At 72.7% G+C, this 15,407-nt stretch carries 16 protein-coding genes and 1 pseudogene; 8 read left to right on the forward strand and 9 right to left on the reverse strand.

All coding sequences use genetic code 11. The features are described from left to right. The first annotated feature begins 27 nt into the window (after positions 1–27). The 3 genes from ACZ6CV_RS27710 to ACZ6CV_RS27720 are packed head-to-tail and all read left to right on the forward strand — an operon-like array spanning position 28 to position 2,047. A complete protein-coding gene (locus ACZ6CV_RS27710) occupies positions 28–519 on the forward strand; it encodes an NUDIX hydrolase (RefSeq protein WP_469253361.1) in 492 nt (163 codons plus the stop codon). Next, entirely contained in the window at positions 516–1,154 is a 639-nt protein-coding gene (locus ACZ6CV_RS27715; RefSeq protein ID WP_469253362.1) for a GrpB family protein, read from the forward strand. The genes ACZ6CV_RS27710 and ACZ6CV_RS27715 overlap by 4 nt, the downstream gene beginning before the upstream one ends. Further along, positions 1,151–2,047 carry a hypothetical protein gene (locus ACZ6CV_RS27720; protein WP_469253363.1) on the forward strand — a complete coding sequence of 299 codons (897 nt, stop codon included), beginning with the start codon at positions 1,151–1,153 and terminating at the stop codon, positions 2,045–2,047. Before ACZ6CV_RS27715 ends, ACZ6CV_RS27720 begins: the two co-directional genes overlap by 4 nt. Here ACZ6CV_RS27720 and ACZ6CV_RS27725 read toward each other — a convergent pair. Continuing rightward, complete coding sequence (locus ACZ6CV_RS27725; protein WP_469253364.1) at positions 2,037–2,558, reverse strand: AAA family ATPase; 522 nt, start codon at positions 2,556–2,558, stop codon at positions 2,037–2,039. The genes ACZ6CV_RS27720 and ACZ6CV_RS27725 overlap by 11 nt on opposite strands. Positions 2,559–2,657: 99 nt before the next feature. On the opposite strand from ACZ6CV_RS27725, the gene ACZ6CV_RS27730 reads away from it, so the two are divergent. The 3 genes from ACZ6CV_RS27730 to ACZ6CV_RS27740 all read left to right on the forward strand — a co-directional run bounded on the left by ACZ6CV_RS27730 (position 2,658) and on the right by ACZ6CV_RS27740 (position 7,144). After that, complete coding sequence (locus ACZ6CV_RS27730; protein ID WP_469253365.1) at positions 2,658–3,827, forward strand: methyltransferase; 1,170 nt, start codon at positions 2,658–2,660, stop codon at positions 3,825–3,827. Between the two features lie 164 nt (positions 3,828–3,991). Then, positions 3,992–6,460 (forward strand): phosphoketolase family protein, encoded by a 2,469-nt coding sequence (locus ACZ6CV_RS27735; protein WP_469253366.1) that lies wholly within the window; start codon positions 3,992–3,994, stop codon positions 6,458–6,460. 33 nt (positions 6,461–6,493) lie between these two features. After that, positions 6,494–7,144 carry an alpha-ketoglutarate-dependent dioxygenase AlkB family protein gene (locus ACZ6CV_RS27740; RefSeq protein ID WP_469253367.1) on the forward strand — a complete coding sequence of 217 codons (651 nt, stop codon included), beginning with the start codon at positions 6,494–6,496 and terminating at the stop codon, positions 7,142–7,144. 26 nt (positions 7,145–7,170) lie between these two features. On the opposite strand, the gene ACZ6CV_RS27745 is transcribed toward ACZ6CV_RS27740, so the two are convergent. Beyond that, a complete protein-coding gene (locus ACZ6CV_RS27745) occupies positions 7,171–7,893 on the reverse strand; it encodes a 2OG-Fe(II) oxygenase (RefSeq protein ID WP_469253368.1) in 723 nt (240 codons plus the stop codon). Then, the gene (locus tag ACZ6CV_RS27750) at positions 7,890–8,387 is read right to left on the reverse strand and encodes a methylated-DNA--[protein]-cysteine S-methyltransferase (RefSeq protein ID WP_469253369.1); all 498 of its coding nucleotides are present in this window, start codon (positions 8,385–8,387) and stop codon (positions 7,890–7,892) included. The genes ACZ6CV_RS27745 and ACZ6CV_RS27750 overlap by 4 nt, the downstream gene beginning before the upstream one ends. 285 nt (positions 8,388–8,672) lie before the next feature. On the opposite strand from ACZ6CV_RS27750, the gene ACZ6CV_RS27755 reads away from it, so the two are divergent. Both ACZ6CV_RS27755 and ACZ6CV_RS27760 read left to right on the forward strand, forming a co-directional pair. Continuing rightward, positions 8,673–10,694 (forward strand): oxidoreductase, encoded by a 2,022-nt coding sequence (locus ACZ6CV_RS27755; protein ID WP_469253370.1) that lies wholly within the window; start codon positions 8,673–8,675, stop codon positions 10,692–10,694. A 40-nt stretch (positions 10,695–10,734) separates the two neighbouring features. After that, the gene (locus tag ACZ6CV_RS27760) at positions 10,735–11,268 is read left to right on the forward strand and encodes a PadR family transcriptional regulator (protein WP_469253371.1); all 534 of its coding nucleotides are present in this window, start codon (positions 10,735–10,737) and stop codon (positions 11,266–11,268) included. 51 nt (positions 11,269–11,319) lie between these two features. Here the strand turns inward: ACZ6CV_RS27760 and ACZ6CV_RS27765 are convergent, their stop codons facing one another. The 6 genes and pseudogenes from ACZ6CV_RS27765 to ACZ6CV_RS27790 all read right to left on the reverse strand — a co-directional run bounded on the left by ACZ6CV_RS27765 (position 11,320) and on the right by ACZ6CV_RS27790 (position 15,327). Beyond that, positions 11,320–11,928: a hypothetical protein gene (locus ACZ6CV_RS27765; RefSeq protein WP_469253372.1), complete on the reverse strand. Its 609-nt coding sequence runs from the start codon at positions 11,926–11,928 to the stop codon at positions 11,320–11,322. 155 nt (positions 11,929–12,083) lie between these two features. Beyond that, positions 12,084–12,674: pseudogene (locus ACZ6CV_RS27770) on the reverse strand (Gfo/Idh/MocA family protein); the annotation flags it as partial. A 30-nt stretch (positions 12,675–12,704) separates the two neighbouring features. Continuing rightward, entirely contained in the window at positions 12,705–13,205 is a 501-nt protein-coding gene (locus ACZ6CV_RS27775; protein WP_469253373.1) for a Gfo/Idh/MocA family protein, read from the reverse strand. After that, positions 13,202–13,957 carry a sugar phosphate isomerase/epimerase family protein gene (locus ACZ6CV_RS27780; protein ID WP_469253374.1) on the reverse strand — a complete coding sequence of 252 codons (756 nt, stop codon included), beginning with the start codon at positions 13,955–13,957 and terminating at the stop codon, positions 13,202–13,204. The genes ACZ6CV_RS27775 and ACZ6CV_RS27780 overlap by 4 nt, the downstream gene beginning before the upstream one ends. A 204-nt stretch (positions 13,958–14,161) precedes the next feature. Then, a complete protein-coding gene (locus ACZ6CV_RS27785; RefSeq protein ID WP_469253375.1) occupies positions 14,162–14,674 on the reverse strand; it encodes a hypothetical protein in 513 nt (170 codons plus the stop codon). Between the two features lie 221 nt (positions 14,675–14,895). After that, the gene (locus ACZ6CV_RS27790) at positions 14,896–15,327 is read right to left on the reverse strand and encodes a nuclear transport factor 2 family protein (protein ID WP_469253376.1); all 432 of its coding nucleotides are present in this window, start codon (positions 15,325–15,327) and stop codon (positions 14,896–14,898) included. Positions 15,328–15,407: the final 80 nt, after the last annotated feature.

The raw sequence follows: 15,407 nt of genomic DNA on the forward strand, positions 1-15,407 counted from the left end.
ACCGCACCACGCGGTTAGGGTCGGAGCATGGCTACCCCTGACTTCATCCGCGCGATCCGGGCCGACGCCGGCCAACAGCTCTTGTGGCTCCCGGGAGTCACCGCCATCGTCTTCGACGACGACGGGAGGGTGCTGCTCGGACGGCGCTCCGACAACGGCCGGTGGTCGGTGATCGGCGGCATCCCGGAGCCGGGGGAGCAGCCCGCGGATTGCGCGGTGCGCGAGGTGTACGAGGAGACGGCGGTGCACTGCGTCCCCGAGCGCGTGGTCCTGGTGCAGGCGCTCGAACCGGTCACGTACGACAACGGCGACAACTGCCAGTACATGGACATCACCCTGCGCTGCCGCGCGGTCGGCGGCGAGGCCAAGGTCAACGACGACGAGTCGCTCGAAGTGGGGTGGTTCGACGTGGACGCGCTGCCCCGCCTGCACGAGTTCTCGCTGTTCCGGATCAAGCAGGCGATGGCGGCCGAGGGCCCGGCCTGGTTCGCACCGCACACGCAGGACACCCGGGCATGACCGGCGAGGAAGGCGAGCAGCCGCCCCCGCCCGGCCGGAGCACCCCGCACGACGCGATGTCCGCCGACGAGATCGAAGCGGCCCACGTGGTCGCCGCGCCCAGGCTCGACGGCCGGATCACCCTGCGGGAGTACGACCCGCGCTGGCCGGACGTCTTCGAGCGTGAGGCGGCGCGGATACGGGAGCGCCTCGGCCACGTCACCCACCAGATCGAGCACGTCGGCTCCACCTCCGTGCCGGGCCTCCCCGCGAAACCGGTCGTCGACATGCTGCTGACCGTCCCCGACTCCGCCGACGAGGGCTCCTACGCACCGGCCCTGGCGGCGCTCGGCTTCGAGCTCGTGATCCGCGAGCCCGACTGGTACGAGCACCGCGTGCTCCGCAAGCACGCACTCGACCCGAGCGCCGAGACGGCCAACCTGCATGTCCTGTCGACGGGTTGCCCCGAGGCCGAGCGCATGCTGCTCTTCCGCGACCGCCTCCGGGAGCACCGCGGCGACCGCGAACTGTACGCCGACACCAAGCGCACGCTGTCCCGGCAGACGTGGGAGTACGTGCAGAACTACGCCGACGCCAAGTCCGAGGTGGTGGCGGGCATCATGGCCCGCGCCGGCCGGGAGCGCCGGGAGCGATGACGGCGACCGGGCGCAGCAGGCGGGAACCGGCGCCGGGCGGCGGGCTCGTCCTGGCCGTGACCGGCGTCCGGGGCGTCCGGCCCCCACTGCGGTTCGAGCGCACCGGAGACCGCGAATGGGCCCTTCGGCAGGGCGAACGGCCGCTGATCCGGGCCCGGTCGCAGGGCGAGGGGTGCTGCCGCGACCTCCGGCTGGACCGCCGCCCCGGCTACCGCTCCGTACTGCCACCCGTGTCCGCCGCGACGACGAGGGGCCGCCCCAACTGGCCCCACCTGTACGCGCGGTGGCTTGAGGAAGTCGCACAGGGGCCGGTGCACCACGGGCGCTGGCTGCTGCATCCGCGCGCCCGCTTCGCCCCCGGCATCTGGAGCTCCGACCTCGTCCAGGAGTGGCCGGACGCCACCCTGGAACTGCTCTGCGGCGGTGGCTGGCACGGCGTGCTGCCGCTGCGCCCGCTCCCTGCGCCCGACGCTCCGCGCGTGAAGGCGTACCGCAAGCACGTCCGCGACGGCACCCTCGCCCCGGTCCTGCTGTGGTGGGTGTCCTTTCTGGACGGCTGGCTGCTGCTCGACGGGCACGACCGGGCCGCGGCCGCCCTGGCGGAGGGCGCCGAACCGGCGGCCGTGGAACTGATCCGCACTCCGGACGACGCCGACTGGCGGGCGGTCGCGGCGCAGATCACCGACGGCCACGAGGCACACCGGGCAAGGCTGGCCGCGCACCCGGCGGACCCGCACGTCGAGCGGCAACGTCAGGCGCTGGCGCGGGGGTACGCCGACGCGATCTCCACGCTGCCGTACGAAGCGGACACCACCCCCGTGTTCCCGGCCGAGGACGACTTCCCGGCCGAGGGTGGCTTCCCGGATGAGGGCGAAGGCCGCCTCAGTTCTTGACGGCCTCCGCGATGCGCTGCGCGGCCTGTTCGGGACTGAGACGGGTGGTGTCCACGACCTCCGCCTCGGCGTGCAGCCAGGTGCGGGCGGCCTCGGCGTAGGGCTCGAGGTAGGCGTGGCGGAACTCGGAGGGGCCGAGGACGATGTCCCCGTCGATACGGCCGCGCAGGGTCTCCTGGTCGGCGTGGAGGACGAAGTGGCGTACAGGGATGGCGTGTTGGGCGAGGCCCGCGCTGATCTCCCGCCAGTACTCCTCGACCAGGACGGTCATCGGGATCACCAGAGTGCCGCCGGTGTAGTCGAGGACGTGCCGGGCCGTCTCGACGACCAGCGGCCGCCACGGCGGCCAGTGCTGGAAGTTGCCCGTCCACGGCAGTCCCGGCTTGATGTCCATGAGCGTCTCGCCGACCTTCTCGGCATCGAACACCCGTGAATCCGGCAGCAGTTGCTGCACGAGGCGGCTGGTCGTCGTCTTGCCCGCGCCGTGGGTTCCGTTCAGCCATACGATCATGCGGCCGAGCGTAGCGATCCGCCCGAGCGGGGCACGAACCTTCACGGCGGGCGGGCGAGCCGACACCGCCCGGCCGCGCTCCGTTAGCCTGAGGGCACGATGAACCGTTTGAGCACGTCATGGGGCGCGTACGACCTCACCCGCTTCCCGGAGGACCCCCGCGATCAGCTGCGCGCCTGGTCGGCCGCCGACGCGTACCTGCTGCGCCACCTCGCCGGGGAGGAGGGCGCGGACGCCGTCGCCCTCACCGGCACGGTGATCGTCGTCGGCGACCGGTGGGGCGCGCTGACCACCGCTCTGGCCGGGCACGCGCGCGTGCCCGTGCAGATCACCGACTCCTTCCTCGCCCAGCAGGCCACCCGGGCCAACCTCGCGCGGGCGGGCCACGCGCCGGACGCGGCCCGGCTCCGCACCACCCGGGACGCCCCGCCCGAGCGCGTCGACGTGCTGCTGGTCCGCGTACCCAAGAGCCTGGCGCTCCTGGAGGACCAGCTGCACCGGCTGGCCCCGGCCCTGCACGAGGGCACCGTCGTCGTGGGCACCGGCATGGTCACCGAGATCCACACGTCGACCCTGGAACTCTTCGAACGGATCATCGGGCCGACCAGGACGTCACTGGCCCGGCAGAAGGCGCGCCTGATCTTCAGCACGCCGGACCCGGCGCGCGCGCCGGGCCCGAACCCCTGGCCCGGCAGCTACGTGCTGCCCGCCGACTCCGGCGCCGCCGCCGGCCTGACCGTCGTCAACCACGCGGGCATCTTCTGCGCCGACCGCCTCGACATCGGGACCCGCTTCTTCCTCAAGCACCTGCCGCGCGCCCGCGGCGGGGCCCACGTCGTCGACCTGGGCTGCGGCAACGGCGTGCTCGGCACCGCCGCCTCCGTGACCGACCCCGACGCCACGGTCACCTTCATCGACGAGTCCTTCCAGGCGGTCGCCTCCGCCGAGGCCACCTTCCGGGCGAACGCCGTCGAGGACGCCGATGCGTACTTCGTGGCCGGCGACGCCCTCGCGGCGGTCCCGCCCGGCACCGTGGACCTCGTCCTGAACAACCCGCCCTTCCACAGCCACCAGGCCACCACCGACGTGACGGCCCGCCGGATGTTCTCCGGGGCCCGCGCCGCCCTGCGCCCCGGCGGCGAGCTGTGGGTCATCGGCAACCGCCACCTCGGCTACCACATCAAGCTCCGCAAGCTCTTCGGCAACGCGGAGGTCGTGGCGAGCGACCCGAAGTTCGTGCTCCTGCGGGCGGTGAAGGGCGGCCACTGACGCGCCGCCCGCAAGGGCCCCGTCCTCCTCGCCCGCGCCCCTCCCGGTGGCGCGCGTCCCGCACGGCTGATGTGCTGGACGCGCGCGCCCGCAAGGGCCCCGTCCTCCTCGCCCGCGCCCCTCCCGGTGGCGCGCGTCCCGCACGGCTGATGTGCTGGACGCGCATGAGCCGTTCCCGTACGACTGACCCGCCGCTCTCGTGGAACCCGGCCAGTACACCGCCGTACCGCCGAACCGGTCGTACGTCCCGAACCCCGCGAGGAGAGAAGCCCGTGGCAGCCCTGGCGAAGGAACATCTGGCGGCGCTCGACGCCCACTGGCGTGCCGCCAACTACCTGGCCGCCGGTCAGATCTACCTGATGAGCAATCCGCTGCTCACCGAGCCGCTGCGACCCGAGCACATCAAGCCGCGGCTGCTCGGCCACTGGGGCACCTCGCCGGGCCTCAACTTCGTCCACACCCATCTCAACCGCGTCATCAAGGAACGTGACCTGGACACCCTGTGCGTGTGGGGTCCCGGACACGGCGGCCCCGCGGTCCTCGCCAACGCATGGCTGGAGGGCAGCTACACGCAGGTGTACCCGGACATCACACGGGACGCCGCGGGCATGGCGAAGCTGTTCCGGCAGTTCTCCTTCCCCGGCGGCGTGCCGAGCCATGTGGCACCCGAGACGCCCGGGTCGATCCACGAGGGCGGCGAGCTCGGCTACTCCCTCGCGCACGCCTACGGAGCCGCGTTCGACAACCCGGATCTGCTGGTCGCCTGCGTGATCGGCGACGGCGAGGCCGAGACCGGGCCGCTGGCCGGCTCCTGGCACGCCAACAAGTTCCTCGACCCCGTGCACGACGGCGCCGTCCTGCCGATCCTCCACCTCAACGGCTACAAGATCGCCAACCCCACCGTGCTGGCCCGGCTCCCCGAGGCCGAACTCGACGCGCTGCTGCGGGGGTACGGCCACGAGCCCCTGTACGTGGGCGGCGACGACCCGCGCAAGGTCCACCAGACGATGGCCAAGGCCATGGACCAGGCCCTCGACCGCATCACCGCCATCCAGCGGGCCGCCCGGAGCAACGGGGCGCAGGGCCGCCCGCGCTGGCCCGTGATCGTCCTGCGCACGCCCAAGGGCTGGACCGGTCCGGCGACCGTGGACGGCGAGCCGGTCGAGGGCACCTGGCGCGCCCACCAGGTCCCCCTCGCCGGAGTGCGGGACAACCCGGAGCACCTGGCCCAACTGGAGCAGTGGCTCCTCTCGTACCGCCCGCGCGACCTCTTCGACGCGGACGGCCGCCCGACCCCGCAGGTCCTGGCCTGTGTGCCTGAGGGCGAGCGCAGGCTCGGCGCCACCCCGCACGCCAACGGCGGACGGCTCACCCGTCCGCTGCCGGTGCCGTCCCTGGAGCGGTTCGCGGTCCCCGTCGACAAGCCCGGCACCACCCTGCACGAGCCGACCCGCGTCGCCGGTGACCTGCTTGAGCAGGTCATGGCGGACACCTCGGGGCGCCGCGACTTCCGGGTGGTGGGCCCCGACGAGACCGAGTCCAACCGGCTCGGCGCGCTCTACAAGGCGACCGGCAAGGCCTGGCAGGCCCGCACCCTCGCCACCGACGAGCACCTCGCCCGCGACGGCCGCGTCATGGAGATCCTCTCCGAGCACCTCTGCCAGGGCTGGCTGGAGGGCTACACCCTCACCGGCCGGCACGGCCTGTTCTCCTGCTACGAGGCGTTCGTCCACATTATCGACTCGATGGTCAACCAGCACATCAAGTGGCTGAAGACCTCCCGCGCGCTGCCCTGGCGCGCGCCCGTGCCGTCCCTGAACTACCTGCTGACCTCGCACGTCTGGCGCCAGGACCACAACGGCTTCTCGCACCAGGACCCCGGCTTCGTCGACCACGTGCTCAACAAGAGCCCCGAGGTCGTACGGGTGTACCTGCCGCCGGACGCCAACACCCTGCTCTCCGTCACCGAGCACGTCCTGCAGAGCCGCGACTACGTCAACGTCGTCGTCGCCGGCAAGCAGCCCTGCTTCGACTGGCTCACCCTCGACGAGGCCCGGGCGCACTGCGCGCGCGGCGCCGGCGCCTGGGAGTGGGCAGGCACCGACGACGGCTCCCGCGAGCCCGACGTCGTCCTCGCCTGCGCCGGGGACGTGCCGACCCAGGAGATCCTTGCCGCGGCGGCGCTGCTGCGCGAGTACCTGCCCGATCTGGCCGTGCGCGTCGTCAACGTCGTCGACATCGCCCGTCTGATGCCGCAGGAGGAACACCCGCACGGGATGTCCGCCTCCGAGTTCGACGCGCTGTTCACCCCGGACAAGCCGGTGATCTTCGCGTACCACGGCTACCCGTGGCTGATCCACCGCCTCGCCTACCGCCGCACCGGCCACGCCCACCTGCACGTGCGCGGCTACAAGGAGGCGGGCACGACGACCACGCCGTTCGACATGGTGGTCCGCAACGACCTCGACCGCTACCGCCTCGTCATGGACGTCATCGACCGCGTGCCGGGCCTGGCCGTGCGCGCGACGGCCGTACGCCAGGCGATGGCCGACGCCCGCACCCGCCACCACTCCTGGATCCGGGAACACGGCACGGACCTGCCGGAGGTCGCCGACTGGACCTGGCCGTTCTGATCCGACCACTCGACCGCGACACGAGGAGGGGGCATGGCACCGGCCGACGAACTGTTCGCGCGCGCCCGGACCGAGCTCGGTCCGGGCGCGGTGCACCTGCCCGACTGGCTGCCCCCGCAGGAGCAACGGCGCCTCCTTGACGCGTGCCGCGAGTGGGCCCGGCCGCCCGCGGGCCTGCGGCTGGTCAGGACGCCCGGGGGCGGGACGATGACGGCGCGCCAGTTCTGCCTGGGCCGGCACTGGTATCCGTACGGGTACGCGAGCACCGTGGTGGACGGCGACGGGTCCCCGGTGAAGCCGATGCCGTCGTGGCTCGCCGAGCTGGGCCGCACGGCGGCGCGGGCGGCCGGCTACCCGGCCGGGGAGCCGTACGACATCGCCCTCGTGAACTTCTACGACGCGGACGCGCGCATGGGCATGCACCGCGACAGCGACGAGAAGTCGGACGCCCCCGTGGTGTCGCTGAGCCTCGGCGACACGGGCGTCTTCCGCTTCGGCAACACCGAGACGCGTACGCGGCCGTACACGGACGTGGACCTGCGCATCGGCGACCTGGTGGTCTTCGGCGGCGCGTCCCGCCTCGCGTACCACGGAGTTCCGCGGGTGCGCCCCGGCACGGGGCCGCCGGAGCTCGGCCTCGCCGGCAGGGTGAACATCACCCTGCGCGTGGGCGGGTTCGAGTAGGCCCGCGAGCGGCCGGCGCGGGGTGCCTACGACGCGTCGTGAAAGACCAGGCCCAGCGACCTCCGCAGTCCCGACCGCACCGTGCTCACCCCGTGGCGCACCGGGGCGGCCGACCAGCCGCGGGCGGAGCGGACCGGGCGGTCGCGGGTGGTGAAGATCAGGCCGTGGCCCTGGGGGAGGACCGTCGTCGTGCCCCGTGACTGTGCGCGGGGACGCTGTTCGACGAGCAGGAACTCGCCGCCCGTGTAGTCGGGGCCCTGCTCGTCCAGGCCGATGACCACCTGCAGCGGGAAGACCAGGTCGCCGAAGAGGTCGCGGTGCAGGGCGTTCCAGTCGCCCTCCTCGTAGCGCAGCAGGATCTGGGCCGACCTCGTCTGGCCCGCCGCGTGGCACCGGTCGAGCCACTCCTCCAGGGAGTCCGGCCAGGGCGCCGGGCGGCCGAGGCGGGCCGCCCAGTCGCGGGCGACGGCGAGCAGGTGCGGGTAGAGCGCGGCCCGCAGCTCGGCGACGGCGGAGGGGAGGTCGTGGGTGAAGTAGCGGTACTGGCCGGAGCCGAAGCGGTGCCTGGCCATGTCGACGGTGGAGCGGAACAGCGTCAGGTCGTCGTACAGGGCGGCGATGCGCCGGCACGCGGCCGGGTCGAGGAGCCGCGGCGTGAGCGCGCAGCCGTGCGCGTCGAGCTCGGCGGCGAGCGCCGTCCAGTCCGCGGTGTCGACCGCCGCGCCCGCGGACCGGGTGGTGGTGGTCATGCCGCCTCCAGGTCCAGGAGCCGCCGCTTGTTGTCGAGGCCGCCCGCGTATCCGGTGAGGGAGCCGTCGGCGCCGATCACCCGGTGGCAGGGGCGCACCACGAGCAGCGGGTTGCGTCCGATGGCGGAGCCCAGGGCGCGGACCGCGACCCGGGAGAGGCCCAGCTGCCCGGCGAGCCGCCCGTAGGTGGTCGTGGTGCCGTACGGGACCGTTTCCAGGGCGTCCCAGACCCTGCGCTGGAACGCGGTGCCCGCCCCGGGGGCGTACTCGATGTCGAAGTGGGTCAGGCTCCCGGCGAAGTACGCGCGCAGCTGCGCGGTGACCGCGTCGAAGGCCGCGTCGTCGCGCGTCCAGCCGTCCCGGACGACGGCGGCGCCCTTCTGCCCCGGCATGGACAGCGAGACGAGCGCGGTGCCGCCCTTGGCGGTGGCCGACTCCTCGCCCACCAGCAGCAGCTCGCCCAGCGGGCTGTCGAACGTCGTGTGGACGGTCATGGGACTCTCCTCGGTCGTGCCGTGATCCGTGATCCGTGATCCGTGGTCGGCTGGGTCGTTCTCGTGCCGACATGAACCAGTCTGCGTCGCGCGCGCGAGCGCGGCTGGCGGGATTCGGACATGGCGCTTTCCGGATTTCGGACATGGCCCTTTCCGGGATTCGGGCATGGCGGTCTCCGGGCGCCGGCCGGAGCGTCGCCGGTCACACCCTTATGCAACTAGTTGCATAAGGGTGTGGCGCTGGTCTACAACTGTTCCCGAAGACACCGCGTACGGAGGCGCCGCATGAGCCGATACCCGAACCTGCTGAACCCGCTCGACCTGGGCTTCACCACGCTGCCCAACCGGGTCCTGATGGGCTCCATGCACGTGGGCCTCGAAGAGGCCCCCAACGGCTTCGAGCGGATGGCGGAGTTCTACGCGACCCGCGCCCGCGGCGGCGTCGGCCTCATCGTCACCGGCGGCATCGCACCGAACGAGCTGGGCCGCCCCTGGGACGGCGGCGCCAAGCTGACCACCGAAGCGGAGGCCGCGGAGCACCGGACCGTCACGGCGGCCGTGCACGCCGAGGGCGGCAAGATCGCCATGCAGATCCTGCACTTCGGGCGGTACGCCTACCACGACAAGCTGGTCGCCCCCAGCGCGCTCCAGGCGCCCATCAGCCCCTTCGTGCCCCGCGAGCTCACCGACGACGAGGTCGAGCAGACCATCGAGGACTTCGTGCGCGCCGCCGAGCTCGCGAAGCTCGCCGGGTACGACGGCGTCGAAGTCATGGGCTCCGAGGGCTACTTGATCAACGAGTTCATCGCCGCTCCCACCAACACCCGCACCGACCGCTGGGGCGGCTCCTACGAGAACCGCATCCGCTTCCCCGTCGAGATCGTCCGGCGCACCCGGGAGCGGGTCGGCGCGGACTTCATCCTCATCTACCGCCTCTCCATGCTGGACCTCGTCCCCGGTGGCTCGACCCTCGACGAGGTCGTCCACCTCGCCAAGGAGATCGAGGCCGCGGGTGCCACGATCATCAACACCGGCATCGGCTGGCACGAGGCGCGCATCCCCACCATCGCGACCTCGGTGCCGCGCGGCGCGTACACCTTCGTCACCAAGAAGGTCATGGGCGAGGTCTCCGTCCCGCTCGTCACCACCAACCGCATCAACACCCCCGAGATCGCCGAGCAGTTGCTCGCCGACGGCGCCGCCGACATGGTCTCGCTGGCCCGCCCGCTGCTCGCCGACCCCGACTTCGTCGCCAAGGCGAAGGCCGAGCAGGCCGACGCCATCAATACCTGCATCGGCTGCAACCAGGCCTGCCTCGACCACACCTTCAACCTTCAGATCACCTCCTGCCTGGTGAACCCGCGCGCCTGCCACGAGACCGAGCTCGTGCTCTCGCCGACCCGCGCCAAGAAGCGCCTCGCCGTGGTCGGCGCAGGGCCCGCGGGACTCGGCTTCGCCGTGTCGGCCGCCGAGCGGGGCCACGACGTCACCCTCTTCGACGCCGCCCCCGAGATCGGCGGGCAGCTGAACGTCGCCCGCAGGGTCCCGGGCAAGGAGGAGTTCGACGAGACCCTGCGCTACTTCCGCACCCAGCTCGAACTGCGCGGCGTCGACGTCCGGTTGAACTCCGTCGTCACCGCCGAGGAGCTCGCCGGCGCCGGGTACGACGACGTGATCGTCGCCGCCGGCGTCACGCCCCGTATCCCCGAGATCCCCGGCATCGACCACCCCAGCGTCGTCGGCTACCTCGACGTGCTGCGCGACGGCGCGCCGGTGGGGGAGCGGGTCGCGATCATCGGCGCCGGCGGCATCGGCTTCGACGTCGCCGAGTTCCTCACCGACGGCGGCGAGAAGGCGAGCCTGGACCCGGCGACGTACTTCCGGCAGTGGGGCGTCGACATGGACTACCGCGAGCGCGGCGGTCTGACGGAGCCCGAGCGGCCCACCCCGCCGCGCACCGTCCACCTGCTCCAGCGCAAGGCGTCCAAGGTCGGCAAGGGCCTCGGCAAGACCACCGGCTGGATCCACCGCACCGAACTGCGCCACCGCGGCGTCGCCATGATCGCCGGCGTCACCTACGACCTGATCGACGACGCGGGCCTGCACGTGACCGTCGACGGCGAGTCGTCCGTGATCCCCGTCGACACCGTCGTGCTCTGCTCCGGGCAGGAGCCGCGCCGCGACCTGTACGAGGAGCTCGTCGCCGCCGGCGTCACGGCCCACCTCATCGGGGGCGCCGACGTCGCCGCCGAGCTGGACGCCAAGCGCGCCATCAAGCAGGGCACGGAGCTTGCCGCCGCGCTCTGAGAGAGCCTCGCCCGTACGGGGCCGTCCCTAGGATTGCCCCATGTCTCTCCCGCACGCCATCCTCACCGCCCTGCTCGAGAAGCCGTCGTCGGGCCTGGAACTGACCCGCAGGTTCGACAAGTCGATCGGCTACTTCTGGTCGGCCACGCACCAGCAGATCTACCGCGAGCTGGGCAGGCTGGAGCGCGACGGGGCGATCCGCGCACTGCCCCCGCAAGGGGCCACGCGCGGGCAGAAGAAGGAGTACGAGGTACTGCCGGCGGGCCGCGCCGGACTGGCCCGCTGGACGGCCGAGAGACAGGACCCGAAGCCGCTGCGCGACACCCTCCTGCTGCGCCTGCGGGCCGCGGCGGTCGTCGGCACGGACGGCATCCAGGACGAGCTGCACCGCCATCTCGACCTGCACCGACGGCAGTTGGCCGAGTACGAGGAGATCGAACGGCGGGACTTCCCGCCGGGCAAGGACGCCGTCGAGGACCGGCTGCGCCATGTGGTGCTGCGCGCGGGCATCGACCTGGAGACCTTCTGGACGCAGTGGCTCGCGCGGGCGATCGAGGAGCTGGAGGCGCCGTGACGGCACGGCGCCTCCGCCCGACCGCAGGGCCGGGCCGACGCTTTCGCGGCGCTAGCTGATGTTGATGTGCACGTTGAAGCGGATGTTGACCACCGTGACGAAGAAGTTGCCCTGCTTGGTGCGGCGCTCCAGGGTGTCTCCGGTGCTGCCCTTGCCCTTCTGCTCCTTGTTCTCGACCGGCAGGTAGTCGAAGCCCCGGAACACCTTGCCCTCGGCCGCCGCCGCGATCTTGCCCACCCGGCGCCAGTGGCCGCACAGGTCGTCGTAGCGGCTCTGGCCGAGCTTCGTGCCGTACGTCATGTTGAGGCCGCCGCCCCCGACGTACTGGGCACACACCTGCTGGAAGATCCGGACGGCGTGCTCGTCGAAGGCGTCGACGCCCTCGATCTGGCCCAGGATCTCCTCCTCGTCCCCGGCGATCTTCGCCTGCCGGGCCGCCTTCTGCGTCGCGTTCTGGCGCTCCTGCTGGTCCCCGAGGACGGCCTTCTCGGCGGTGTCGATGCCGGTGTCCTTCTTGCACGCGATGTCGAGCGTGTTCTGCCAGGTCGCGTCGGAGATCCACTCCCGCGCGAAGTCGATGCGGTCGCAGAAGGCCAGCAGCAGGACCTCGGCCTCCTTCTGGCTCTCCGCGTAGACGACGCCCTTGTACTCCTTCGTCATGGCAGTCCCCCTCCCCTGATGCCGCCGGGGCGGCGCTGTCGGCCCGGGCGTCCACGGCCCGGTGCTTCCCGGGTGCGCAACGTCTCACCGCGCGGGCCGGCCGTCATCAGGTGGCGCCGCCTCCGCTTCGTCCCGGCCGGGCGCCCTCGCCCGGTTCACCCGCCGAGGGTCGGCTCCTCGGGGTCCCAGTCGTCGGGGAGCGGTTGCGGCGGGACGAGCTGGGTCGCGAGCGGCAGGAACTCCGAGCGCGCCGCCGAGTCCGTGATCGCCGTCATCGCCTGCAGGACGTGCAGGGCGAGCGCGCCGGAGGCCCGGTGGGCGGCGCCCGTGCGCAGGGCGCGCGCCATGTCGACCACGCCGAGCCCGCGCCCGTCCGTCCGCCCGCGGACCGGCAGTTCGCGCCACTCGTCGCTGCCGTGGGGCAGTACGCGCAACGGGCCGCCGAACGTGTTCGGGTCGGGCACATCGAGGGTGCCGTCGGTCCCGGTGATCTCGAAGCGGATGCGGCGCAGCGCGGAGTCGAAGCTGAACGTCGAGGCGGCGCGCACCCCGGAGGCGAACCCGATGAGGGAGGCCACATGGGTCGGCACGTCGACGGGGAACACCTGCCCCGCCTTCGGCCCCGACCCGACGACGCGTTCCGCACGCGCGCGTGCCGCCACCGCGGCCACCTGAGCCACCCCGCCGAACAGGGCGACGAGCGAGGTCAGGTAGTAGGGGCCGAGGTCGAAGAGCGGCCCCGCGCCCGGCTGGTAGAAGAACGCCGGGTCGGGATGCTACGACTCGGGCCCCGGACCCTGGGTCACGGTCGTCGCCGCCACGGGCGCGCCGATGTGCCCGGCCGCCACCGCCCGCAGCGCCGACTGCAGACCCGCGCCGAGGAACGTGTCCGGCGCGTTGCCCACGCGCAGCCCGCGCTCGGAGGCCTCGGCGAGCAGCTTCTCCGCTTCGCCCGGCGCGAGCGTGATGGGCTTCTCGCCGTACACGTGCTTGCCGGCCCGCAGCGCGGCCGCGGCCACCTGTGCGTGCGCCGCCGGCACGGTGAGGTTGACGACGATCTCGACCTCGGGAAGGGCGAGCACCGCCGCGGGGCCGCCCGCCACGGGTATGCCGTGGGTACGGGCCACCGTGGCGGCCCGCTCCTCGTCGAGGTCGGCGACGGCCACGACCCGCACGTCGGGGAATCCGCGCAACGTACGCAGGTACTGGGCGCTGATGACGCCCGCGCCGGCGACGGCGACGCCGACGGGGCCCGCGCCGACTGGGGCGTGGTTCATGACGCCGCCAGGGAGGCGAGGTGGGCCCGGCTGGCGGCGAGCGCGTCGAAGAGGGCGTCCGCGTCGCCCGCGCAGGAGTCGAACTCGACGATCCGCCAGGCGTCGGGGGCGGCCGCGCCGAGGATGTCCCGCACCGGCATGATGCCGCCGCCGACGGCCACGTTCGGGTCCTCCTTGGTGCCGGGCCCGTCCTTGAGGTGCAGGGCGCGGACGCGGTCCCCGAGGCGGCGCAGCAGCGCGGGAACATCGGCACCGCCGACCGCGGCCCAGTAGGTGTCGATCTCCAGGAACACGGTGGGGTCGAGGAGTTCGGCCAGCACGTCGACGGCGTGCCGGTCGCCGAAGCGGGGCTCGATCTCCCACCAGTGGTTGTGGTAGCCGATCCGTATGCCGTGCCGTTCGGCCACCGCGGCAAGGGAGTTGAGGCGGTCGGCGGTCCGGGCCAGACCGTCGCGCGAGGTGAACTCCTCGGGCGCGATGCCCGCGGGGACGATCGCGTGGTCGGTGCCGAGCGTCGCCACCGCGTCGAGGACGGGTTCCGGCTCCGGGCCGAGCAGTTGCACGGCGTGCGTGCCGGAGACGGTGAGACCGAGCTCGTCCACGAGCTGCCGCAGCCCCTTCGGGTCGCCGAGGACGTCGTACGCCTCCACGGCGCCGTACCCCAGAGCGGCGAGCCGGCGCAGCGTCCCGGCCCGGTCGGCGACGAATTGATCGCGCACGGAGTAGAGCTGAACGCTGAGCGGTCGTGGCATGAGCACGCCCTCCCTGTCGGCTGGGAGGACGGTAAGTCGGTTCGCCGGGGCGGGCAAGGGCGCGTCGCCGTGAGGTGAGGGGAGGAGCGTGAGGCAGGGGGAGGAGGGGGCGCCCGCATGCGACTGCCGCCCACCTTCGTCCCGACAGGTGAGCGGCAGTCGTTCAGGAAACCAGGAACCGTGTCCGCGGCCTCGATCAAAGGATCAGAAGCGGCCGACCGCGCCCCGGCGCCGGCGCAGGTACCAGACACCGCCGCCGACCGCGGCCGCGGCCACCAGGCCACCGCCCGTGACGAGCGTGAGCGTGCCCCGGTCCTCCGAACCGCCCCCGAGCCCTCCGCGAACACCGCGCGAGGGCGCCGTCGTGGAGGAGGACGTCGGCGTCGCACCGACGGTGACGGTCCTCGGCCCCGCCGAGGAGCCGTCCTTGCAGGCGACGAGCACCGTGTAGGTGCCGGCTCCGACGTTCCGCCACGAAGCGGTGCCGTTCATCAGTTCCGTCTGCTGCCCGCCGGCGAAGCTCGCGTTGGTGCCGCCCATGAGCGACGCCGTGCCGCCACCGGTACCGCACGCGGTGGTGGTGGCCGTCACGGTGGACCCGGTGGCGGTGACGGTGAGGTCGCCGCCCGCGAACGCCGACGGGGCGCTCAGGGCCAGCGGCAGCGCGGCGGCGGCGACGGTCACGCCGGCCCGGACACATATCTGAGTGGTACGCATGAGTCTGCCCTCCGGTGACACGGGAGGCGGTACAACCCATGCGCCGCCGAGAGTCGGGGATCGCCCGTGCTACCTGACGAAGAGCCAACGTGGCGGGAGCGGCGGGCGCATGCGGACGGCCGCCGGGCAGGTGACGGAATCCATCGTCCGGCGCACACGTCGGGGCGCGGCCCGTCGTCCGGCGCACACGTCGGGGCGCGGCCCGTCGTCCGGCGCACACGTCAGGGCGCGGCGGGAACCAGGCCGTCGGCCACCAGCCCCTCGTACACGGCCTGCCCGAGCGCCTGGACGGCGGACTGCGGGCGGACCATCACGGTGAACTCCTTGATGCGGCCCTCCTCGTCGAAGTGCAGCAGGTCGATGCCGTGGACCTCCTTGCCGTTCACGGTGGTACGGAACAGGAGCACGTCCGACTCGGCCTCGGTGTCGTCGACGCTGGTCCGCGCCCGGCCCGCGTACTCACCGACGTACCGGAAGTCCTCGAACGTCCGCAGCAGGACACCGAAGAGTCCGAGCACCGCGGGGCGCCCGTCGAAGGGCGTGAACTTCACCGGGCTGTAGAGGCGGACGTCCGGGGTGAACAGCTCCCCGATCCCGTCGAGGTCACGCTGCTCGACGAGGGCGCGGAAGCGTGCGGCGGTGGGGTGGGTCATGGTGCCTCCATAGTCATGAATCTGAGTAGTCACATTGATGACTATGATGGGGGTACGAGGCGGCGCAAGGGAAGGGGGGC

The sequence above is a fragment of the Streptomyces sp. NPDC041713 genome, from assembly GCF_055591085.1.

Excerpts from the sequence above, each read along its gene's own strand:
- ACZ6CV_RS27780 (WP_469253374.1), bottom strand. The coding sequence starts at position 13,957 with ATGCCACGACCGCTCAGCGTTCAGCTCTACTCCGTGCGCGATCAATTC.
- ACZ6CV_RS27755 (WP_469253370.1), top strand. The coding sequence starts at position 8,673 with ATGAGCCGATACCCGAACCTGCTGAACCCGCTCGACCTGGGCTTCACC.
- ACZ6CV_RS27715 (WP_469253362.1), top strand. The coding sequence starts at position 516 with ATGACCGGCGAGGAAGGCGAGCAGCCGCCCCCGCCCGGCCGGAGCACC.
- ACZ6CV_RS27745 (WP_469253368.1), bottom strand. The coding sequence starts at position 7,893 with ATGACCACCACCACCCGGTCCGCGGGCGCGGCGGTCGACACCGCGGAC.
- ACZ6CV_RS27775 (WP_469253373.1), bottom strand. The coding sequence starts at position 13,205 with ATGAACCACGCCCCAGTCGGCGCGGGCCCCGTCGGCGTCGCCGTCGCC.
- ACZ6CV_RS27740 (WP_469253367.1), top strand. The coding sequence starts at position 6,494 with ATGGCACCGGCCGACGAACTGTTCGCGCGCGCCCGGACCGAGCTCGGT.
- ACZ6CV_RS27710 (WP_469253361.1), top strand. The coding sequence starts at position 28 with ATGGCTACCCCTGACTTCATCCGCGCGATCCGGGCCGACGCCGGCCAA.
- ACZ6CV_RS27735 (WP_469253366.1), top strand. The coding sequence starts at position 3,992 with ATGAGCCGTTCCCGTACGACTGACCCGCCGCTCTCGTGGAACCCGGCC.
- ACZ6CV_RS27785 (WP_469253375.1), bottom strand. The coding sequence starts at position 14,674 with ATGCGTACCACTCAGATATGTGTCCGGGCCGGCGTGACCGTCGCCGCC.
- ACZ6CV_RS27730 (WP_469253365.1), top strand. The coding sequence starts at position 2,658 with ATGAACCGTTTGAGCACGTCATGGGGCGCGTACGACCTCACCCGCTTC.
- ACZ6CV_RS27765 (WP_469253372.1), bottom strand. The coding sequence starts at position 11,928 with ATGACGAAGGAGTACAAGGGCGTCGTCTACGCGGAGAGCCAGAAGGAG.
- ACZ6CV_RS27725 (WP_469253364.1), bottom strand. The coding sequence starts at position 2,558 with ATGATCGTATGGCTGAACGGAACCCACGGCGCGGGCAAGACGACGACC.
- ACZ6CV_RS27760 (WP_469253371.1), top strand. The coding sequence starts at position 10,735 with ATGTCTCTCCCGCACGCCATCCTCACCGCCCTGCTCGAGAAGCCGTCG.
- ACZ6CV_RS27720 (WP_469253363.1), top strand. The coding sequence starts at position 1,151 with ATGACGGCGACCGGGCGCAGCAGGCGGGAACCGGCGCCGGGCGGCGGG.
- ACZ6CV_RS27750 (WP_469253369.1), bottom strand. The coding sequence starts at position 8,387 with ATGACCGTCCACACGACGTTCGACAGCCCGCTGGGCGAGCTGCTGCTG.
- ACZ6CV_RS27790 (WP_469253376.1), bottom strand. The coding sequence starts at position 15,327 with ATGACCCACCCCACCGCCGCACGCTTCCGCGCCCTCGTCGAGCAGCGT.